This window comes from Saccharopolyspora karakumensis (assembly GCF_004349225.1).
Lineage (GTDB): Bacteria > Actinomycetota > Actinomycetes > Mycobacteriales > Pseudonocardiaceae > Saccharopolyspora > Saccharopolyspora endophytica.
Genome location: NZ_SMLA01000001.1, coordinates 16,855 through 36,944, shown reverse-complemented (window position 1 = coordinate 36,944; position 20,090 = coordinate 16,855). Strand labels below are relative to the sequence as shown.

Here is a 20,090-nt window from a genome sequence, read left to right as displayed (position 1 = left end):
ACCGAATGGTTGGTCACAGCGGTACAGTGCGGCTGTGTCCCGCAACGCCGAAGCCACCAAGGCCCGGATCTTCCAGGCCGCGACGACCGAGTTCGCCGAACACGGCATCGCCGGCGCCCGCGTCGACCGCATCGCCAAGCAGGCCCAGGCCAACAAGCAGCTGATCTACGCCTACTTCGGCAGCAAGGACGCACTGTTCACCGCAGTCCTGGAAGCGGCCATGGCCGAGCTCGCGGCCGAGGTGCCCATCGACGGCGAAGACCTCCCCGGCTACGTCGACCGGCTCGCCGCCTACCACTCGGCCAACCCCCACGTCCTGCGTCTGCTCATGTGGGAATCGCTGGAGCGCGGCGACAGCGGTGTGGCCGCCGAGTCCGAACGCGCCGAGCACTACCGGGACAAGGTCGACGCGGTCCGCCGGGCCCAGGACAACGGCAAGGTCACCGGAGCGATCGACCCGGGAATGCTCGTCCTGCTGTCCCTCGGCACGATCAGCTGGCCCCTGGCCGTTCCCCAGCTGCGCCGCCTGATCCTCGGCGAGACCAAGGTCGACGACCTGCGCTCCGCGTCACGCGAAGCCGTCCGCCGCCTCACCGACCCCACCTGAACCGATCGGCGCAGGGGAACCTTTCGCGCACTCCGGTGACAGAAAGGTTCCCATCCTCACAACGCCCCATGGCCTGCACGCCGGTCCGCTTTCGATGGGGCAGGGTGGGGGCATGAGTGAAACCATGCGTGCCATCACCCAGGACGCCTACGGCGGTCCGGAGGTGCTGCGCGAGGCACAACTGGACAAGCCCGAGCCGGGACCGAGCGAGGTCCTGATCCGCGTGCGCGCCGCCGGGGTCAACCCCACCGACTGGAAGCACCGCGCCGGCCAGGGATTCCTCGGTGAACCTCCGCGCATCCTCGGCTGGGACGTCTCCGGCGTCGTCGAGGCCATCGGAACCGGCGTGACCCTGCACAAGCCGGGCGACGAGGTCTTCGGCATGCTGCCCTACCCGTTCGGGCTCGGTTCGCACGCCGAGTACGTGACCGGTCCGGCGCGAGCCTTCGTCCCCAAGCCCACCGGGGTGGACCACGTGCAGGCGGGAGCCATCCCGCTCGCCGCGCTGACCGCGTGGCAGGCGCTGAACGACACCGCCGATCTGCAGGCGGGCCAGCGAATCCTGATCCACGCGGCCGCGGGCGGCGTCGGGCACCTCGCCGTGCAGATCGCCAAGGCCAAGGGCGCCCACGTCATCGCCACCGCGAGCAAGAGCAAGCACGAGTTCCTGACCGGGCTGGGCGTCGACGAGCTCATCGACTACACCTCGGCCGACTTCACCGAGGTCGTCAGCGATGTCGACGTCGTCCTCGACCCGATCGCCGCCGACTACCGCAGCCGCTCGTTGCACGTGCTGCGCAAGGGCGGAATCCTCGTCTCGATCCTGCCCTACGACCGGGACGAGCTCGTCGCCGAAGCCGAGGAGCTCGGCGTGCGCGCCGAACTCATGCTCGTCGAAGCCGACCAGGCCGGGATGCAGTCCGTCCGCGAGCTGGTCGAGTCGGGCAAGCTGCGCGTCGAGATCGCCGGGACGTTCCCGCTGGCCGATGCGGCCAAGGCCCACGCGCAGGGCGAAACCGGGCGCACCCAGGGCAAGCTCGTGCTGACCATCGACTGAAGCAACGCGCGAAAAGCAGCAGGGGAACCTTCCTGCCACTTCGGTTGGCAGAAAGGTTCCCCTGCTCCTAGTTCACGGACAGGCGCTGGCGGGTTTCGGTGACCCGGGGAGACCACGGCGCCAGCTCTTCGGCGCGCGCCAAGGCGGTCCGGGCCGCCGCGTTGTCGTGCAGGGCCATGTGCGCGCGGGCGAGGGTGGTGAGGTCGTCGGCGCGCGAGAGCGGTGAGTGGTTGTAGTCCGCGCCGCTGGTGGACAGCCGGACCGCGTTGTCGGCGTCGCCCTCGATCAGGGCCAGCAGCCCGTTGGTGCCGTTGAGGTCGAACTCGGGATAGCCCAGCTGCACCGCGTCGTGAAGGGCCTTCTTCGCCGTCGGGAGCAGGCTGTCGGCCGGCATCTGCCCGGACTCGACCGCCTTGAAGCCCAGCCCCGCCAGACCCGCCAGCAGGTACGCCATCTTCCGCGGCGGAACGTCGTTGTCGGACAAGAACTTCAACAGCAGCAGCACGCCCGGAGCGTAGAGCCCGCGCGATTCCAGCACCGCGATCTGGCACGACACCGTCGCGTTGATGCCGGGAAAGCGCTCCGCGAGTTCGTCGGCGCGGGCCTGCGCCGTGTCGAGGTCGCCGACGCGCAGCGCCTCGTAGGCGCGGGCCGCCAGCGGAGCGGCGAGGAAGTCCGAGCGTTCCGGCTCGGCCATCCGGGGAAGCGAGAACAGCAGCCAGCCGGTCGACGTCGTCAGAGGCACCCGCTTGGGCCACAGCTTGACGAGCATGAACGCGCTCATCGCCAGCGCGAGACCCCGCCCGAACGCTCCCGGCACCCACAGCCACGCAGCGGCCACCGAGGCCACGCCCACCAGCGCCGAAACCAGCCCGGCCAGCCAGCAGCGCAGGATCACCGGCGAGCGCCACGGCCCGATCTGCGCCCGCAACGTCACCGGCAACGCCCGGAACGTGAAGGTCACGCTGCCGCGCTTGAAGGACGCGACCTCCCGCATCGCGCCGAACACGACCTGCCGAACGCGCAGCCCGAAGATCACCGACCCGAGCAGCAATCCGACCTGCGTCGCCACCGGCAGCAGGATCGCTCCCGCCACGCCACCGAACCAACCCGCCACGACACCCGCGAAACCGGTGCCGAGGACCAGTTCGACCGCCGCTAGGACAACCGCGCCCACCACGGTGACCAACACCCATGGGCGGAACAAAAGGCTCTGCGCTCGCACAAGGCCCGGAGCCTACGGGACCAGCACCCACCGGGGAGGCGCTTTGCTCGCCCTGGTCGCCGCGCGGGGCGCGGACGTGGGCGAGGGAACCTTCCTGTCATCGCCTGCCCGGCGCGTGACAGGAAGGTTCCCTCGCGCAGGTCAGGCGACGGCGGCGGTGGTGGGAAGGCCCGCTTCCTTCCACGCGCGGAATCCGCCTGCCAGGTCGGTGGCCTTGGTGAGGCCGAGCTCCTGGGCTTGGGCGGCGGCGAGGCTGGAGGCGTAGCCCTCGTTGCAGACCAGCACGATCGGGCGTTGCGGGTGCAGGCCGTCGAGGCGGTGGCTGCCGGCCGGATCGAGGCGCCACTCCAGGACGATGCGTTCCACGGTGAGGGCACCCGGGATCTCACCGTGGATGAGGCGGTCGGATTCCGGCCGGATGTCGACGATCAGGCCCCCGGTGCGCTGGAGCTCGAAGGCCTCCTGCGGGCTGACCCTGGCGAGTTTCTCCCGGGATTCGGCCAGCAGGTGCTCGATCCCGTACGGGCCGTGGCTGATCAGCTCTTCGCGGGGCTTCGGGATGTGCGGCATCACACGACCTCGCTTCGTTGCGGAGGGACGGCGGGGATCTCGGCCAGGTCGGCGTAGTAGCGGACCGGGAGCAGCGGCGGTGAGTAGGCGTGCACGCTGGCGGAGTTGACCGAGCTGACGTTGGTGACCTGGTGCGCGCGTCCGGCGCCGAACCCGATGCCGTCACCGAGGTCGTGGTGCTGGGTGCGAACGGGGCCGCTCGCGTAGCGGTAGTCCTCGCGCAACCCTCCGAACAGGACTGAGAACGATCCCGACGCACCGCCGTGGTCGTGGGCCGGTGTGCCTTGGCCAGGGGCCCAGGACAGCAGCCAGAGTTCGACGCCCGCGGTCAGGCCCAGCTTGGCCCACCACCGCTGCTGCTCGTCGATGCGCACGATGTTCATCAGTGGCGTGGTCAGCTCGCTGGTCACCAGGCCGGTGAGGTCGCGGAGCTCGCACGGGGTCCAGTTGAGGTGGTCGGGGCGGATCAGGTCCCGCAGCAGCGTCAGGTCGAAGGCGGGGTGCACTTCGGCTTCGCCGAGCGCGGGCACGGGTGCGGTCGGGGTGTACTCGGATTGCGGGGAGGTCGGCCGTTCCGGCTGCGTGATGCTCAAGGGGTGTCTCCAGGTGTCTTGTGTGCACCGGCACGACACGGCGCACCCCTGCTGCGAGAGGTGCTGGGGTGGCTGGATGATTCGTCGTGCCGCGATGAAGTCGCGTGAAGCGGGAGGTCTCTCGGACCGCTTTCAGCGACAGGCGGAGGCGGTGACCCGGAACAGGTCGATCACGCGATCGCGGGTGAGCAACGAATCGGACACGTCGCAGATCGTGGCACCGGGTCGTCGCCGGGGCCAGTGGTTGAGCGGGGTTCCCGGCATGTGGACCGGCGTGAGGCGCGAGGTCGATCATCGGGCGCGCGGCAGTGGCATCCCGCCCGCAGGGAGTGCGGCGTCGGCGGGAACAATGGGCTCAGAGGGGACCGGCCGGAGCCTGTGGCGGTCCCGGACGGAGACGAACGCCGAGTGCGCGCCCGGGGCGCCGCCGCGGTCAGTCACGGCTGGGAGGTAGACGTGGACGACCTGGTCATCCAGATGGATGGCGTCGGTGTCCGGCGAGGCAAGACGACGCTGTTGGCCGACGTGAACTGGTCTGTGGAGCTCGACGAGCGCTGGGTCGTGCTGGGCCCCAACGGCGCCGGCAAGACCACGCTGCTGAAGATGGCCAGCACGGAGATGCACCCGAGCACCGGCACCGTCGACGTCCTCGGCGAGCGGCTCGGCAAGACCAACGTGTTCGACATCCGGCCCTTGATCGGGCTGTGCTCGGGCGCGCTGGTCAACCGCGTCCCGGGCGACGAGCTGGTCCGCGATGTCGTGGTCAGCGCCGGGTATTCGGTGTTCGGCCGCTGGCGCGAGGAGTACGACGCGCTGGACACCGACCGCGCCGTTGAGCTGCTCGAACTGCTCGGTGTCGCGCACCTCGCCGACCGCGAGTTCGGCACGCTGTCCGAGGGCGAGCGCAAGCGGGTCATGATCTCCCGCGCGCTGATGACCGATCCCGAGCTGCTGCTGTTCGACGAGCCCGCGGCAGGGCTCGACCTCGGTGGCCGCGAGGACCTCGTCGCGCGCCTGTCGACCCTCGCCATGGACCCTGACGCGCCCGCATCGGTGCTGGTCACGCACCACGTCGAGGAGATCCCGCCGGGCTTCACCCACTGCCTGCTGCTGCGCGACGGCGGCATCGTCGCCCAGGGGCTGCTCGACGCCGTGCTCACCGAGGCCAACCTCTCGAAGACCTTCGACCAGAACCTCGAACTCCAGCGGGCGGGTGACCGGTACTTCGCCCGCCGCCGTCCCTGACCTGCGCTCAGGCCCCGGAGGTGTCGTTTGCGCACCGCCGGTGAGGTCTTCGGCGATGTTGAGATCGGTGACACAGCAGATGTGGCGCGGGGCGCGATAGCCTCGCCTGCGGCACGAGCGGTGGTTCGACGAGGAGGTTGCTGCGTGGGCGAGTTCGTCAGGCTTGAGGTCGAAGGCGCGATCGGCACGATCCGGCTGGATCGACCGAAGATGAACGCGCTGAACAGGCAGATCGAGACCGAGTTGCGGGAAGTGGCGATCGAGGCCGCTGAGCGCGACGACATCCGCGCGGTGATCGTCTACGGCGGCGAGAAGGTCTTCGCTGCCGGCGCGGACATCAAGGAGATGGCCGACATGTCCTACGCGGACATGGCCGCCAAGGAGCAGCGCGGGCTGTCGGATGCGATGAGCCAGGTCGCGGCCATCCCGAAGCCCACGGTCGCGGCGCTGACCGGTTACGCCCTCGGTGGCGGTTTCGAGCTGGCTCTGTCGTGCGACCGGCGGGTCGCGGCGGACGACATCAAGGTCGGCCAGCCGGAGATCCTGCTCGGCGTCATCCCCGGTGCCGGTGGCACCCAGCGGCTGGCGCGGCTGATCGGCCCGAGCAAGGCCAAGGACATCATCTACAGCGGCCGGTTCGTCGAGGCCGAGGAAGCGCTCGCGCTGGGCATGGTCGACGAGATCGTGCCGTCCGCCGACGTCTACGCGACGGCGAAGCGCTGGGCGGAGCAGTTCACCGGCGGTGCGGCGCGGGCCCTGGCGGCGGCGAAGGCCGCGATCGACGGTGGTCTGGACGTCGACCTGGACAACGGTCTGAAGCTCGAAACGCACCTGTTCGCGGGAACGTTCGCGACCGAGGACCAGGAGATCGGGATGAAGTCGTTCATCGAGAACGGCCCCGGCAAGGCGAAGTTCACCGGGCGCTGACCCGGCACTCAGCAGCGGAAGCAGTCGTGACGAGCACACCCCGCCTCTCAGTCCCCGGTTCGGACCGGCCGTTCGCGGTCGGCTCGTTCTAGGGGGCGAGGGTGGGGTACTCGTTCGACGTCGATGACGTCCTGTTCCTGCGCTCGACGGCGGGCCGCGAGGCCCTCGCCGAGCTCTCCGGTCTGCCGCTGACCGGCAAGTCGCGGCTGACCGACGTCGCCGCGGCACGCCGGCAGGTCGGTGACCGGTTCGCCGCCGCCGCGCTGGAAACCGCGGTGTTGCGGCGCAAAGCCGCGTCCAAGCTGGACGACAGCGGCGACTGGCTGTTCACCGATTCCGCGTTGCAGCAGGCGACCGCGAGCGTCGTCGCCCGGCACCGCGCGCAGCGCCTGGCGGGCCGCGACGTGCACGACGTGACCTGCTCGATCGGTGCCGACCTGATCGCCGTGGCCGCTGTCGCCCACCGCAGCGTGGGCTCCGATCTGGACCGGGTCAGGCTGCTCATGGCGCAGCACAACCTTGCCGCCGCCGGTCTCGAGGCGCTGCTCGTGGAGGCCGACGCGCTGCACCCGGTCACCCGGGACACCGTCGTGGTCGCCGACCCCGCGCGCCGGGACGAAGGCGGCAGGCGCCGGTGGAATCCCGCCGATCTGGTGCCTCCGCTGGACGAGCTCATGGCCGTCCACGCCGGGCGCGATCTGGTCGTCAAGTGCGCTCCTGGCCTGGACTTCGCCGCGGTCCCCGACGAGGTCGAAGCCGAGGTGGTGTCGCTGGACGGGCAGGTCCGGGAGGCCGCGTTGTGGTTCGGCTCGCTGGCCGATCCGACGGCGCGGCGCCGCGCCAGCGTGCTGCGGGCCGACGGCGGTGCCTGGAGCATCACCGATGCCGAACCCGACGACTGCCCGGCCGAGGACGTGCGCGAGTGGATCGTCGATCCGGACGGGGCCGTGGTGCGAGCGGGACTGGTGCGCCACTACGCCGCGCGGCACGGGCTCGTCCAGCTCGATCCGCGCATCGCCTACCTCACCGGTGATGCGCCGCCGCCGGGTGTGCGGGCCTTCCGGGTGCTCGACCACGGCCGGTTCAACGAGAAGGCGCTGCGCGCGCTGCTGCGCAGGCACGACGTGGGTCGGCTGGAGATCCTGGTGCGCGGTGTGGACGTGGACCCGGACGCGTTGCGGCGCCGGCTCAAACCCAAGGGGGCGCAGGAAGCCAGCGTCGTGATCACCCGGGTCGGGGATCAGGGGATGGCCTACCTGTGCCGCGCCGAGCGCACCTGAGCAGCCCCCGTTCCGTGACCGGCGTCACGGAACGGGGGCTTCTGCTGTGAGTGCGGCGAAATTGGGAGGCAGTGCCGCAGGGGCCTTCTCTATGCTTGTGCGGAGTATGGGTACGTCGTCTGTGAAATCTCCGCTCGCTGATCTGCGGGAACGTTTGCCCGAGCTGATGCTGCAGGACCAGCGTCGGCTGCGTCGACGCATCGAAGGCGCCCGCAAGATCCGCGATCCCGAGGCGCTGCGGTCGGTCACCGCGGAGATCACCGGCGACGTCGAGACCGCGGAGCTGCGGGTGCAGCGCCGCCGCGACGGCACTCCCAAGATCACCTATCCGGACAGCCTGCCGGTCAGTCAGCGACGGGACGACCTGCTCGCCGCCATCCGGGACAACCAGGTCGTCATCGTCGCAGGTGAGACCGGGTCGGGTAAGACCACGCAGCTGCCCAAGATGTGCATGGAGCTCGGGCGCGGCATCAAGGGCGTCATCGGCCACACGCAGCCGCGCAGGCTCGCGGCGCGGACCGTGGCCGAGCGGGTCGCCGAGGAGCTGGGCACCGAGATCGGCGGTGCGATCGGCTACCAGGTGCGGTTCACCGAGCGCACCGGCGACGACACCCTGGTCAAGCTGATGACCGACGGCATCCTGCTCGCCGAGATCCAGCACGACCGGCTGCTGCGCCGGTACGACACGCTGATCATCGACGAGGCGCACGAACGCAGCCTCAACATCGACTTCATCCTCGGTTACCTCAAGCAGCTGCTGCCGCGCCGCCCCGACCTGAAGGTGATCATCACCTCGGCGACGATCGACCCGGAGCGGTTCTCCCGTCACTTCGACGACGCTCCGGTCGTGGAGGTCTCCGGCCGGACCTACCCGGTCGAGGTGCGCTACCGCCCGCTGCTGGAGGACTCCGACGACGAGGAGGACCCGTCGACGGACGTCCGGGACCAGCCGCAGGCCATCTGCGACGCTGTCCGCGAGCTGTGCGCCGAGGGCCCCGGCGACATCCTCGTGTTCCTCAGCGGGGAGCGGGAGATCCGCGACGCTGCCGACGCGCTGGCGCAGCTCGCGCTCCGCGACACCGAGGTGGTGCCGCTGTTCGCGCGGTTGAGCGCCGCCGAGCAGCACCGGGTGTTCCAACGCCACTCCGGGCGCAGGATCGTGCTGTCGACCAACGTCGCGGAGACGTCGCTGACCGTTCCCGGCATCAAGTACGTCATCGACCCGGGCACGGCCCGCATCTCCCGCTACAGCTTCCGCACGAAGGTGCAGCGGCTGCCGATCGAACCGATCTCGCAGGCCTCGGCGAACCAGCGCAAGGGCCGGTGCGGCCGGGTTTCCGAGGGCATCTGCATCCGGCTGTACTCGGAGGAGGACTTCGAGTCCCGGCCGGAGTTCACCGACCCGGAGATCCTGCGCACCCACCTGGCTTCGGTGATCCTGCAGATGACCTCCCTGGGACTCGGTGAGATCGAGTCCTTCCCGTTCCTGGAACCGCCGGACCGCAGGCAGATCACCGACGGCGTCAACCTGCTGCACGAACTCGGCGCTCTGGAGAGCAGCAAGTCCGCCGACGAGCGCAAGCTCACGCGGATCGGCCGCAGCCTCGCCCAGCTGCCCATCGACCCGCGCCTGGCGCGGATGGTGCTGGAGGCCGAGCGCAACGGTTGCGTGCGCGAGGTGCTGGTGATCGTGGCGGCGCTGTCCATCCAGGACCCGCGCGAACGCCCGGCCGAACACCAGCAGGCCGCCGACCAGAAGCACGCGCGTTTCGTCGACAAGGAAGCCGAATCCGACTTCCTCTCCTACCTGCGCCTGTGGGAGCACCTGCGCTCCCAGCAGAAGGAGCTGTCCTCCAACCAGTTCCGCAAGCTCTGCCGCAACGACTTCCTCAATTACCTGCGCGTGCGCGAGTGGCAGGACCTGTTCGGCCAGCTGCGCCAGATGGTGAAGTCGATGGGGATGACGCTGGCGGATCAGCCCGCCGACGCCACCCGCGTCCACCAGTCGTTGCTGGCCGGTCTGCTCTCGCACATCGGCCTCAAGGACGTCGAGAAGCGCAACGGCGCGCAGCGTTCCGGCCCGCCCGGGCGAGGCGGCAACGAGTACCAGGGAGCCCGCAACGCGCGGTTCGCGGTGTTCCCCGGGTCGTCGTTGTTCAAGAAGCCGCCGCGCTGGGTGATGGCCGCGGAACTGGTGGAAACCTCCCGCCTGTGGGCGCGCATCGTCGCCCGCGTCGAGCCGGAGTGGATCGAGCAGCTGGCCGGACACCTGGTCAAGCGCAACTACAGCGAACCGCACTGGGAGAAGGACCGGGCAGCCGTCGTCGCCACCGAGCGGGTCACGCTCTACGGCGTGCCGCTGGTGGTGGACCGCAAGGTCAACTACGGGCGCATCGATCCCGAGGTCAGCCGCGAGCTGTTCATCCGGCACGCGTTGGTCGAGGGCGATTGGGAGACCCGGCACGAGTTCTTCCGACAGAACCGGGCGCTGCTCGACGAGGTCGAGGGCCTCGAAGAACGCGCTCGCCGCCGCGACATCCTGGTCGACGACGAGACGCTGTTCGAGTTCTACGACCAGCGCATCGGCGACGAGGTGGTCTCCGGCAGGCACTTCGACACCTGGTGGAAGAAGACCCGCCGCGATCAGCCCGACCTGCTCAACTTCGAGAAGTCCATGCTGATCAACGAGCGCTCGGCGCAGGTCAGTGACCAGGACTACCCGGACCAGTGGGTTTACGGCGAGCACCGGCTGAACCTGACCTACCAGTTCGAGCCGGGCGCCGACGCCGACGGCGTCACCGTGCACATCCCGCTGCAGGTGCTCAACCAGATCGACGCCGAGGGCTTCGACTGGCAGATCCCCGGCCTGCGGGAAGAGCTGGTGACCACGCTGCTCAAGTCGCTGCCGAAGCAGACCCGGCGCAACTTCGTGCCCGCTCCGGACTTCGCCAAGGCCGTGCTCTCCCGCGTGGGACCCGACGACGGGCCGCTGCTGGAGACGTTGCAGCGCAGCCTCCGACAGCTGACCGGCGTCGAGGTGCCGCGCGCGGAGTGGGATCCGGAGCGGGTTCCCGAGCACCTGAAGATGACCTTCCGCGTGGTGGGCCGGCGCGGGCGCAAGCTCGCCGAGTCCAAGGACCTCGAATCGCTGAAGCTGCGGCTCAAACCCAAGGTGCGCGAGGAGATCTCGGCAGCGGCCGACGACATCGAGCAGGACGGGCTGCGTTCCTGGAGCTTCGGTGAGCTGCCGCGCACCTTCTCCGAGCAGCGTTCCGGGCACGCCGTGAAGGCGTATCCGGCGTTGGTGGACGAGGGCGAGAGCGTTGCGGTGCGGATGTTCGACACCGAGCAGGAGCAGCGGCGTGCGCTGTGGAACGGCACGCGCCGGTTGCTGCTGCTCAACGTGCCGTCGCCGGCGAAGTCCATCCAGCGCGGCATGAACGCGACAAGCCGCCTGGTGCTGGGTGGGAGCCAGTACGGCGACCTGGGTTCGGTCCTCGACGACTGCGTGCGCTGCGCCGTGGACAAGCTGATGGCCGACAACGGCGGGCCCGTCTGGGACGGCGACGCCTTCACCTCGCTCGAGGCGAAGGTCCGCGCCGGGCTGGGCGAGTACACCGTGGCGGTGCTGGCCGAGGTGGAGCGTGTTCTGGTCGCGGCCCAGCGGGTCGAGACGGTGCTCGCCGATCGCCCCAAGGGCATGTCGACGGAGTCGCTGGCCGACATCCGTCGGCAGCTGGAAGGCCTGCTGCACCCCGGATTCGTCACCGCTACCGGCTTCGACAGGCTCCGCGACCTGGTTCGCTACTTGGGCGCGATCGAGCAGCGGCTGGACAAGGCGCAGCACCAGCCGCAGCGCGATCGGGAGTGGATGCACCAGGTGGACGAGGTCAGGCAGCGCTATCGGGACCTGCTGGACGCGGTGCCGCCGGGCCGTTCGCCCAGTGAGGGGCTGCTCGACGTGGGTTGGATGATCGAGGAGCTGCGCGTGAGCCTGTTCGCGCAGTCCTTGGGAACTCCGCGGCCGGTTTCGGTCAAGCGCGTGCACCGCGCGATGGACAAGCTCCAGGACTGAGCGCCTGTCGCTCGCGCGGCAGCGCCCATGACGGATCGCACTCATGATTCCCCCAGGAATGGTGCGAAATTCGTGCCCGCGTGACGTCTTTCGGGCCGGACAACAACGAGTATCCCGCATCGAACACGCGTTCGCACCACTCGAAAGGGTGGAAGACTCAGGAAGAATCAGCAAGAACTGCGAAGTGCGGTCCCGTGAAAGGGGTCCGCGGAAATGCGCGGTCGATCCGATCGCTCGGCGAGTCCGGTCCCCGAGCCGGACTCCGCGGAGGAGGGGAACCGCTCAGAAGCTGGCGGGCGAGACGGCGATTCCGAGCGCCCCGGGTCCCGTGTGGGCTCCTATGATCGCGCTGGTCTCCTCCAGGGTGACCCGGCGGACCTGCGGCAGCTGCGAGCACAGCGCGTCGAGGACCTGCTTGGCGCGATCAGCGGCCTCGAAGTGCTCCACGCCCACGTCGACCGGACCTCGGCCCGCGCGCTCCACGGCGGTCGCGACGGCCTTGCGCAGCGCCCGTTCCGGGCCGATGGCCTTGTGCAGCTGGTCGATCACGCCGTCCTTCATGATCAGCACCGGTTTGATCGACAGCGCTTCGCCGACCCACGCCTGGGCCCGGCCGATCCGGCCGCTGCGCTGCAGGTACTCCAGGGTGTCGACGTAGAGCAGCTGCGTGGTGCTGCGAAGGCGGTGCTCCAGGACGTTCATCACGTCGTGCGGTGTGGCGCCCGAGGCGGCGGCCTCGGCTGCGGCGATCACCGGGAAGCCGAGGCTGAGCCCGGTCAGCCGCGCGTCGACGACGTAGACCGGTACGCCGATCTCCGCCGCGGCGATCCGGGCGGACTGGCAGGTTTGGGACATCCCTTCGGAAATGTGGATCGAAATGATCGCCTCGACACCGGAAGCGGCGGCGTCCGCGTAATTCCAGTAGAAGGCCGGCGGCGGGGGCGGGTTGGTGGTGACCGGGACGTTGTTCCGCATTGCCTCGGCCATCTGGGGATGCAGCACCCGGCGCTCGTCGTTCTGTTCATCACCGACGGTCAGCTCCAACTGCACGATGGAGATTCCCAGCCGGTCGGCGACGTCGAGCGGAACGGAAGCCGTCGAATCGGTCACGATGGCGACGCGTCTTCTCATAGGCGTCAGGCTACTAATACGTAAGGTTCGTTCACATACTTTCCGGATGACCCGCCCCCACTTTTGCGGTGGGCGATCACCCCCGCTGAGCGAAGGTGAGTACTGTCACGGGTGGGACCTGGTTGCACCAGGGCTACTGGCAAGTAACATCCTCGGTGGTTGGCATCACTGTGCTTTCCAGCTGAGGGCATGGCAAGGTCAACCTAACCCGGACGGAAGAAGCGCCGGGTCCACAAGCAGAGCCGCTGGAGGACCAGCGAGCGTCATTTGAGTCCGCAGGAGGTCGAAGAGGGCCCATGAACATCGTCGTCCTGGTTAAGCAGGTGCCCGACACGTATTCCGAACGGAAGCTGTCTGCTGCGGATCACACGTTGGACCGCGAGTCGGCGGATGCCGTGTTGGATGAGATCAACGAGCGCGCGGTGGAGGAGGCGCTGTTGATCAAGGAGGCTCAGGGCGGCGAAGTGACCGTCGTGTGCATGGGCCCGGATCGCGCCACGGATGCCATCCGCAAGGCGCTGTCGATGGGTGCGGACAAGGCGGTGCACCTGTCCGACGAGGCGTTGCACGGCACCGACGCGCCGGCCACCGCCAAGGCGCTGGCGAAGGTCATCGGCACGGTCGAGGGAGTCGACCTGGTGATCGCGGGCAACGAGGCGACCGACGGTCGCTCCGGCGCGGTGCCGGCGATGGTCGCCGAGGTGCTGGGCTGGCCGCAGCTGACCTTCGCGCGCAAGGTCGAGACCGACGGTTCCAGCGTGAAGGTCGAGCGCGAGACCGACGCGGGCATCCTGACCGTCGAGTCCGGTCTGCCGGCCGTCGTGTCGGTCACCGAGAAGATCAACGAGCCGCGGTACCCGTCGTTCAAGGGCATCATGGCCGCGAAGAAGAAGCCGGTGAGCGCGCTGTCGCTGGCCGACGCGGGGATCGACGCCTCCGAGGTGGGCCTGGCCAGCGCCGGCTCCCAGGTCGTCGAGTCCGCTCCGAAGCCGCCGAAGTCCGGCGGTGTGAAGGTCACCGACGAGGGAGAGGGCGGCGTGGGAGTCGCCGACTTCCTGGCCGGCGAGAAGCTGCTCTGAGTCGTTCACGGTTTTCGAGGAGGCATTGATTCATGGCTGAGGTTCTGGTCCTCGTCGATCACGTGGACGGCGAGGTCAAGAAGGTCACGTACGAGCTGCTGACCGCGGCCCGTCGCATCGGTGAGCCGTCGGCGGTCGTCGTCGGCGAGCCGGGCACGGCGGGCAAGCTGTCCGAGGCGCTGGGCTCCTACGGTGCGGCGAAGGTCTACGCGGCGGAGTCCGCCGAGGCCGCCGAGTACCTGGTGACGCCGCAGGTCGACGTGCTGGCCGCGCTGGCGGGTTCGGCGAACCCGGCGGCCGTGCTGGTGCCGGCGTCGGTCGACGGCAAGGAGATCGCCGGTCGTCTGGCGATCCGCCTGGACACCGGTCTGCTGTCGGAGGTCGTGGACATCGACGATGAGGGCGTCGCGTCGCACTCGCTGTTCGGTGGCACCTACGACGCCAAGGCGAAGGTCACCAAGGGCACCCCGGTGGTCACCGTTCTGCCCGGCTCCATCGAGGCCGAGCAGGCCTCCGGTGCCGCCGCGGTCGAGCAGGTCGAGGTCCCGGCCGCGTCCGGCGCCAAGATCACCGGTCGGCAGCCGGCCGAGGCCGGCGACCGTCCCGAGCTCACCGAGGCCAGCATCGTGGTCTCCGGTGGTCGCGGTGTCGGTTCGGCCGAGTCGTTCGAGGTCGTGGAGAAGCTCGCCGACACGCTGGGTGCCGCTGTGGGTGCCTCGCGTGCCGCGGTGGACTCCGGTTTCTACCCGCACCAGTTCCAGGTCGGTCAGACCGGTAAGACGGTCTCGCCGCAGCTGTACGTCGCGCTGGGCATCTCCGGCGCGATCCAGCACCGTGCGGGCATGCAGACGTCCAAGACGATCGTCGCGGTGAACAAGGACCCGGAGGCGCCGATCTTCGAGATCGCCGACTACGGCGTCGTGGGTGACCTGTTCAAGGTCGCCCCGCAGCTCACCGAAGAGGTCACCAAGCGCAAGGGCTGACCCCTGACGCGAACGAAGCGGGCCGTGCTCACCCCGAGCACGGCCCGCTTCGTCGTCTTCATCAGCGCGCCTCGTCACGCCCCTTGCAGGCGAGCTTGTCCGCGCGTTCGTTCTCCGGGTGACCGGCGTGGCCCTTGACCCACTCCCATTGCACCTCGCCGTGACGGGAGCATTCGGAGTCCAGCCGCTGCCACAGATCGGCGTTCTTGACCGGCTTCTTCGCCGAGGTCATCCAGCCGTTGCGCTTCCACCCGCGCATCCACTCGGTGATGCCCTTGAGCACGTAGGTGCTGTCGGTGTAGACGCGCACCACCGGGATCGGCCGGGTGAGAGCGGCCAACCCCTCGATCACGGCCATCAACTCCATCTTGTTGTTGGTCGTGGTCGGATCCTTGCCGTAGAGCTCCCGCTCATGGTCGCCATAGCGCAGCACCACGCCCCAGCCGCCGGGGCCGGGATTCCCGCTGCATGCGCCATCGGTGTAGAGGTCGACGCGCTCGATCTGCATGCGCTGAATCTAGCCGCCACCGGCCGGGTGACCGGGCAGCGGCGTGCGCGGAAGGTTCCCACGCTCACACCGCTGAGGTTTCCGGGGCGGTGCGCGGAAGGTTCCCACGCTCACTTCGGAGGGTGGCGTCGCGTGCGGTGGAAGAAGGGTTCCCGTGTTCGCTCCGGAGGGCGGCGTCGGGAGCGGTGGAAGAAAGGTTCCCGTGCTCGCTCCGGAAGGTGCGTCGCGAGCGGTGGCACGAAGGTTCCCAAGCTCGTTTCGGCGGCGGCGTGCGCGGGATCCGCCGTCCGCACGAGGGTCGCCGCGGACGAGGTTCGAGGTAGGAAAGCCCCTCTGACGTGCTGCAACGGGCGGTATCGAAGGCCCGGACGGAGTAGTACGCACCTGGCATTCACCGAAAGTTCCGGCTCCGTGTCATCCGCTGGTGTGTTGGGCGTTCGCTGCGCGGCGATACACCTGGGACATGTCCGAGATGCAGCTGCTGGCCAGCGCCGCACCGAACGCGGCGGCCGACGCCCACTACTCGCTGCTCGTCGCCCGTGATTCCGACGAGGTCCACGCCGCACAACGCCTGCGCTACAAGGTGTTCGCGGAGGAGATGGGCGCCACGGTCAAGGGCGGGGAGCACGGCGTCGACCAGGACTCCTTCGACGACCACTGCGACCACCTGATCGTGCGGGAAGACCGCAGCGGCGAGGTGGTCGGCACCTACCGGATGCTGCCGCCCGCCCGCGCCTCGTCCGCCGGAATGCTCTACTCGGAAACCGAATTCGACCTCTCCGCTCTGGACCCGCTGCGCCCGTCGCTGGTGGAGACCGGCCGCTCGTGCGTGCACCCCGACCACCGCAACGGTGCCGTGGTGAGCCTCGTGTGGGCGGGAATCGCCCGGTACATGCTGCTGCACGGGCACACCATGCTCGCCGGCTGCGCGTCGGTGCCGCTGGACGACGGCGGGGTGCAGGCCGCGCACGTGTGGCGAACCGTGTCGCAGAAGCACTACGCGCCGGAGGAGCGCCGGGTGCACCCGCATCAGCCGTGGGAGCCCGGTGAGCTCAACGAGCGCTCGACGATTCCGCCCCTGCTGCGCGGTTACCTGCGCCTGGGCGCGGAGGTCTGCGGCAAGCCCGCGCACGACCCGGACTTCGGGGTGGCGGACTTCTTCGTGCTGGTCGACCTGGAACGCGCCGATCAGAGATACATGCGGTACTTCCTCGGAGAATCGGCATGAACCACTCGTGGATGCCGGAGTCGCCGTGCGGGCCGGATTGCCTGCCGCCGCGCGACCCCGGCACCGAGGTCGGCCGGCTGCGGCTGGCCATGCGCATCGGGATCACCGTCGGGCTGCTGCTGATCGGCAGCGCGATGGTGCTCGCGCTGCCTTCGCAGCTGCGGCGGAGGGCGGTGCCGAAGTGGTTCCGGATGTTGTTGCGGGCGTTGGGCATCCGTTTGGAGGTCGACGGGACCCTGTCGCCGAGCGGCGGGCTGATCGTGTGCAACCACGTCTCGTGGTTGGACGTCGTGGCCCTTCAGGTGCTCACGCCGATGAAGATGCTGGCCAAGGTCGAGGTCCGATCGTGGCCGGTGCTGGGTTCGTTGGCCGGGCGGGTCGGGACCGTCTACATCGACCGCGACCGGCTGTCGGCGTTGCCCGGGGCGGTGACCACGATCGCTGACGAGCTCCGGGCGGGTTCGGTGATCGGAACGTTCCCCGAAGGCACCACGTGGTGCGGCACTGCGAGTGGTCCGTTCCGTCCCGCGGTGTTCCAGGCGGCGTTGGACGCGGGCGCCCGGATGCAGCCGGTGGCGGTGCGCTTCCGCGACGGACGCGGGCGGCTGACCACCGGGGCGGCGTTCCTGGGCGATGCGAGCCTGGCCGATTCGGTGTTGTCGGTGGCGCGCATGCGCGGTCTCGTGGTGGAGGTCGTGGTGCTGCCGGAACTGACCGGCACCGACCGCAAGGCGCTGGCACGGGAGGCGCAGGCCGCGATCACGGGAGCCACCGGCGCACGCCTCGGCCACGAGGAGCCGGCGGAGGCCATCGCCGCCTGAACCCCTCGTCCCGGATCCAGGGGAACGTCCGGCTGGGCCGGGCGGGTGGAAGGACTGGACCTCCTCCGGGGTGGAGGTTGCAGGCTGGCGTGGTGGACATCGTCGACGAAGGCCGCGACCGTTCCGACAGCGCGCTGTGGCATCCGCAGCGCCGCGCGTTCACGGCCGGGCTGATCCTGGTCATCACGCTCGTGGCGTTCGAGGCGATGGGACTGGGCACCGCACTGCCGACGATCGTGGCCGATTTCCACGCATCGCAGTGGTATTCGTGGCCCTTCACCGTGTTCCTGGCCTCCAGCGCCGTGGGAACGGTGATCGGTGGGCGGCTGTCCGACCTCCGCGGTCCGGCGCTGCCGCTGCTGGTGGCGCTGCCGTCGTTCGCGGCGGGCCTGGTGATCGCCGCCGTCGCGCAGGGCATGGCGGTTCTGCTGCTCGCGCGGGTCGTGCAGGGCCTCAGCGGGGGTGTGCTCATCGTGTCCCTCTACGTGATAATCGCCCGCGTCTATCCCGAGCGGCACCGGCCGGCCGCGTTCGGTGCGCTGTCGGCGGCATGGGTGGTGCCTGCGCTGACGGGTCCCTTGATCGCGGGGTTGCTGACCGAGCACGCGAGTTGGCGGTGGGTGTTCGGCGGCCTCGCCCCGCTGGTCTGCCTCGGTGCTGCGCTGTTGGTTCCCACGCTGCGCCGCTTCGGCGCGCCGGGTGCCCATCGCGCTGGGGCCCGTCCGGGGTTGCCGGTGGCCGCGGCGGGTGCGGCGGCCGGTGTTGTGGCGCTGAACTGGGCTGGGCAGCAGGTCTCCTTCCTCTCACTCGTGGTCGCGGTGGCGGGGTTGGTCGTGCTGGTCCCCTCATTGCTGCACCTGCTGCCGCGAGGGACGCTTCGCGCTCGTCCCGGGCTGCCGGTGATGGTGCTCTCGCGCGGTCTGCTGGCGGGACTGTTCTTCACGGCGCAGGCCTTCGTGCCGCTGAGCCTGGCGGTGGTGCACGGTTTCTCCCCTTCGGCGGCCGGGGTCCCGCTGACGGTGGGCTCGGTGGGCTGGTCGGTGGGCGCTTTCTGGCAGAGCAGGCAGCGGCGGATGCGCGGGGAGCAGATCGTCGCGGCCGGGTTCGTGCTGATCGGGGTCGGGGTGTTCGCGCTGGTGTGGGCCCTGCCGGTCTGGGGCGTGCCGTGGCTGGTGTTCGGGGGCTGGTTCGTCGCGGGGATGGGCATGGGAACTTCCGTCGCGACGACGGCGGTCGCCGTTCTGTCGCTGTCACCGGAGGCCGACCGCGGGTTCAACTCCTCGGCGCTGCAGATCTCCGACATGCTCGGGCAGGCGTTGCTGGTCGGGGCCGGTGGCGTGGTGGTCAGCGCGTTGGCCGGCGACGGGGCGCCGACCCGCGGTGTGCTGCCGCTGGATCTGCTGGTGCTGGTGGCGGTGGTGCCGGCTGCTGTGATGCTGCTCCGGGCAGGGCGGGTCAAACCGGTCTGACCTGCGTGTTCCGTCGGACCGCAGGGGAGGCGGCGGTCGGCTTGCATTACCCTGGATGAGCGATGACTTACCTCGACCACGCCGCTACGACTCCGATGCGGCCCGCAGCGGTGTCCGCGATGAGTGAGGCGTTGACCCGGATCGGCAACGCCTCGTCCCTGCACACCTCGGGTCGGAGGGCGCGGCGGCAGGTCGAGGAGTCCCGCGAGGACATCGCCGACGCCCTGGGCGCCCGGCCCTCGGAGGTGCTGTTCACCGCAGGCGGGACCGAGAGCGACAACCTCGCGGTCAAGGGCATCTTCTGGGCGCGCCGCGCGGCCGATCCGGCCCGTCGCCGGATCCTGGCCTCCACCGTCGAGCACCACGCGGTGCTGGACGCGGTGGAGTGGCTGGCCGAGCACGAGGGCGCCGACGTCACGTGGCTGGAGGCCGACGCGGCCGGCCGGATCACGCCGGAGGTCTTCGAAGAGGCTCTGACCATCGCGGATGACGTGGCGCTGGCGACGGTGATGTGGGCGAACAACGAGGTCGGCACCGTCAACCGGATCACCGAGCTCGCCGCGATCGCCGACCGGCACGGGATTCCCCTGCACACCGATGCGGTGCAGGCGGTCGAGACGCTGTCGGTGGACTTCGCGTCCTCCGGTGCCTCGGCGCTGACGATGACCGGCCACAAGGTCGGTGGTCCTTACGGCGCGGGTGTGCTGCTGCTGTCGCGCGACGTCAAGTGCACGCCGGTGCTGCACGGTGGTGGCCAGGAGCGCGAGGTGCGTTCCGGGACCCTCGACACCCCCGGAGTGCTGGGGCTGGCCGCGGCGGTGCGCGAGGCCGTCGAGGTGCGCGAGTCCCACGCGGCGCAGTTGGCGAAGCTGCGCGACGAGATGATCGACGGGGTGCGCGCGGCGGTGCCGGACGTGGTGCTCAACGGCGATCTCGGTGACGAGATCATCGCCGGTGGGCCGTCGCGGTTGCCGGGTAACGCGCACTTCACCTTCCCCGGCTGCGAGGGCGACAGCCTGCTGATGCTGCTGGACGCCAAGGGGATCGAGTGCTCCACCGGGTCGGCCTGCACCGCGGGGGTTTCCGAACCGAGCCACGTGCTGCTGGCGATGGGCGCCGATCCGAAGGCCGCGCGCGGGTCGCTGCGCTTCTCCCTGGGACACAGCTCGACCGCGGCCGATGTCAAGGCACTCACCGATGTCATCGGACCGGTGGTGCAACGAGCGCGTAGCGCCGGGTTGGCCGGGTTGCGCCGATCTTCGGCGGCTTCGGCCGCCACGGAGGTGTGAGTC

Annotated in this window: 17 protein-coding genes; 12 read left to right on the top strand and 5 right to left on the bottom strand. The window is 69.8% G+C overall.

Annotated features, from left to right (window positions below):
- Positions 1-34: 34 nt before the first annotated feature.
- Both E1202_RS00180 and E1202_RS00175 read left to right on the top strand, forming a co-directional pair.
- Entirely contained in the window at positions 35-607 is a 573-nt protein-coding gene (locus E1202_RS00180; protein ID WP_132680221.1) for a TetR family transcriptional regulator, read from the top strand.
- A 112-nt stretch (positions 608-719) separates the two neighbouring features.
- Positions 720-1,664 (top strand): NADP-dependent oxidoreductase, encoded by a 945-nt coding sequence (locus E1202_RS00175; protein ID WP_132680220.1) that lies wholly within the window; start codon positions 720-722, stop codon positions 1,662-1,664.
- 67 nt (positions 1,665-1,731) lie between these two features.
- On the opposite strand, the gene E1202_RS00170 is transcribed toward E1202_RS00175, so the two are convergent.
- The 3 genes from E1202_RS00170 to E1202_RS00160 form a co-directional block, all read right to left on the bottom strand.
- On the bottom strand, positions 1,732-2,856 hold the full coding sequence (locus E1202_RS00170; RefSeq protein WP_132680219.1) for a hypothetical protein: 1,125 nt from the start codon (positions 2,854-2,856) through the stop codon (positions 1,732-1,734).
- A gap of 174 nt (positions 2,857-3,030) precedes the next feature.
- Positions 3,031-3,459: a rhodanese-like domain-containing protein gene (locus tag E1202_RS00165; protein ID WP_132680218.1), complete on the bottom strand. Its 429-nt coding sequence runs from the start codon at positions 3,457-3,459 to the stop codon at positions 3,031-3,033.
- Positions 3,459-3,989, bottom strand: a complete 531-nt coding sequence (locus E1202_RS00160; RefSeq protein WP_165943699.1) for a cysteine dioxygenase — start codon at positions 3,987-3,989, stop codon at positions 3,459-3,461. The genes E1202_RS00165 and E1202_RS00160 overlap by 1 nt, the downstream gene beginning before the upstream one ends.
- Positions 3,990-4,529: 540 nt before the next feature.
- Here E1202_RS00160 and E1202_RS00155 point away from each other — a divergent pair.
- The 4 genes from E1202_RS00155 to hrpA all read left to right on the top strand — a co-directional run bounded on the left by E1202_RS00155 (position 4,530) and on the right by hrpA (position 11,579).
- Positions 4,530-5,297 carry an ABC transporter ATP-binding protein gene (locus E1202_RS00155; RefSeq protein ID WP_165943698.1) on the top strand — a complete coding sequence of 256 codons (768 nt, stop codon included), beginning with the start codon at positions 4,530-4,532 and terminating at the stop codon, positions 5,295-5,297.
- A 144-nt stretch (positions 5,298-5,441) separates the two neighbouring features.
- Positions 5,442-6,224, top strand: a complete 783-nt coding sequence (locus tag E1202_RS00150) for an enoyl-CoA hydratase/isomerase family protein (RefSeq protein ID WP_132680216.1) — start codon at positions 5,442-5,444, stop codon at positions 6,222-6,224.
- 101 nt (positions 6,225-6,325) lie between these two features.
- The gene (locus E1202_RS00145) at positions 6,326-7,504 is read left to right on the top strand and encodes a THUMP-like domain-containing protein (RefSeq protein ID WP_132680215.1); all 1,179 of its coding nucleotides are present in this window, start codon (positions 6,326-6,328) and stop codon (positions 7,502-7,504) included.
- Positions 7,505-7,670: 166 nt separating this feature from the next.
- The gene (gene hrpA / locus E1202_RS00140) at positions 7,671-11,579 is read left to right on the top strand and encodes an ATP-dependent RNA helicase HrpA (RefSeq protein ID WP_235877466.1); all 3,909 of its coding nucleotides are present in this window, start codon (positions 7,671-7,673) and stop codon (positions 11,577-11,579) included.
- A gap of 282 nt (positions 11,580-11,861) precedes the next feature.
- Here hrpA and E1202_RS00135 read toward each other — a convergent pair whose 3' ends face one another.
- On the bottom strand, positions 11,862-12,710 hold the full coding sequence (locus tag E1202_RS00135; protein WP_132680213.1) for a DegV family protein: 849 nt from the start codon (positions 12,708-12,710) through the stop codon (positions 11,862-11,864).
- Between the two features lie 296 nt (positions 12,711-13,006).
- On the opposite strand from E1202_RS00135, the gene E1202_RS00130 reads away from it, so the two are divergent.
- Together E1202_RS00130 and E1202_RS00125 are read left to right on the top strand one after the other, a co-directional pair.
- Entirely contained in the window at positions 13,007-13,789 is a 783-nt protein-coding gene (locus E1202_RS00130; protein WP_132680212.1) for an electron transfer flavoprotein subunit beta/FixA family protein, read from the top strand.
- Positions 13,790-13,821: 32 nt separating this feature from the next.
- Positions 13,822-14,772, top strand: coding sequence for an electron transfer flavoprotein subunit alpha/FixB family protein (locus E1202_RS00125; protein WP_132680211.1), 951 nt, complete (start codon positions 13,822-13,824; stop codon positions 14,770-14,772).
- 61 nt (positions 14,773-14,833) lie between these two features.
- Here the strand turns inward: E1202_RS00125 and rnhA are convergent, their stop codons facing one another.
- Complete coding sequence (gene rnhA / locus E1202_RS00120; RefSeq protein WP_132676732.1) at positions 14,834-15,280, bottom strand: ribonuclease HI; 447 nt, start codon at positions 15,278-15,280, stop codon at positions 14,834-14,836.
- 463 nt (positions 15,281-15,743) lie between these two features.
- Between rnhA and E1202_RS00115 the strand changes: the two genes are divergently transcribed.
- The 4 genes from E1202_RS00115 to E1202_RS00100 all read left to right on the top strand — a co-directional run bounded on the left by E1202_RS00115 (position 15,744) and on the right by E1202_RS00100 (position 20,087).
- Positions 15,744-16,508 carry a GNAT family N-acetyltransferase gene (locus E1202_RS00115; protein ID WP_132680210.1) on the top strand — a complete coding sequence of 255 codons (765 nt, stop codon included), beginning with the start codon at positions 15,744-15,746 and terminating at the stop codon, positions 16,506-16,508.
- Positions 16,505-17,329, top strand: coding sequence for a lysophospholipid acyltransferase family protein (locus E1202_RS00110; protein ID WP_235877464.1), 825 nt, complete (start codon positions 16,505-16,507; stop codon positions 17,327-17,329). Before E1202_RS00115 ends, E1202_RS00110 begins: the two co-directional genes overlap by 4 nt.
- Positions 17,330-17,418: 89 nt before the next feature.
- Entirely contained in the window at positions 17,419-18,798 is a 1,380-nt protein-coding gene (locus E1202_RS00105) for an MFS transporter (protein ID WP_235877462.1), read from the top strand.
- Between the two features lie 62 nt (positions 18,799-18,860).
- Positions 18,861-20,087, top strand: coding sequence for a cysteine desulfurase family protein (locus tag E1202_RS00100; protein ID WP_132680209.1), 1,227 nt, complete (start codon positions 18,861-18,863; stop codon positions 20,085-20,087).
- Positions 20,088-20,090 lie beyond the last annotated feature (3 nt).

What these genes read in the sequence shown, in the direction of transcription:
- E1202_RS00130 (WP_132680212.1), top strand. Translation starts at nt 13,007, where the DNA reads ATGAACATCGTCGTCCTGGTTAAGCAGGTGCCCGACACGTATTCCGAA.
- E1202_RS00135 (WP_132680213.1), bottom strand. Translation starts at nt 12,710, where the DNA reads ATGAGAAGACGCGTCGCCATCGTGACCGATTCGACGGCTTCCGTTCCG.
- E1202_RS00155 (WP_165943698.1), top strand. Translation starts at nt 4,530, where the DNA reads ATGGATGGCGTCGGTGTCCGGCGAGGCAAGACGACGCTGTTGGCCGAC.
- E1202_RS00115 (WP_132680210.1), top strand. Translation starts at nt 15,744, where the DNA reads ATGTCCGAGATGCAGCTGCTGGCCAGCGCCGCACCGAACGCGGCGGCC.
- rnhA (WP_132676732.1), bottom strand. Translation starts at nt 15,280, where the DNA reads ATGCAGATCGAGCGCGTCGACCTCTACACCGATGGCGCATGCAGCGGG.
- E1202_RS00165 (WP_132680218.1), bottom strand. Translation starts at nt 3,459, where the DNA reads ATGCCGCACATCCCGAAGCCCCGCGAAGAGCTGATCAGCCACGGCCCG.
- E1202_RS00125 (WP_132680211.1), top strand. Translation starts at nt 13,822, where the DNA reads ATGGCTGAGGTTCTGGTCCTCGTCGATCACGTGGACGGCGAGGTCAAG.
- E1202_RS00110 (WP_235877464.1), top strand. Translation starts at nt 16,505, where the DNA reads ATGAACCACTCGTGGATGCCGGAGTCGCCGTGCGGGCCGGATTGCCTG.
- hrpA (WP_235877466.1), top strand. Translation starts at nt 7,671, where the DNA reads ATGCTGCAGGACCAGCGTCGGCTGCGTCGACGCATCGAAGGCGCCCGC.
- E1202_RS00100 (WP_132680209.1), top strand. Translation starts at nt 18,861, where the DNA reads ATGACTTACCTCGACCACGCCGCTACGACTCCGATGCGGCCCGCAGCG.
- E1202_RS00175 (WP_132680220.1), top strand. Translation starts at nt 720, where the DNA reads ATGAGTGAAACCATGCGTGCCATCACCCAGGACGCCTACGGCGGTCCG.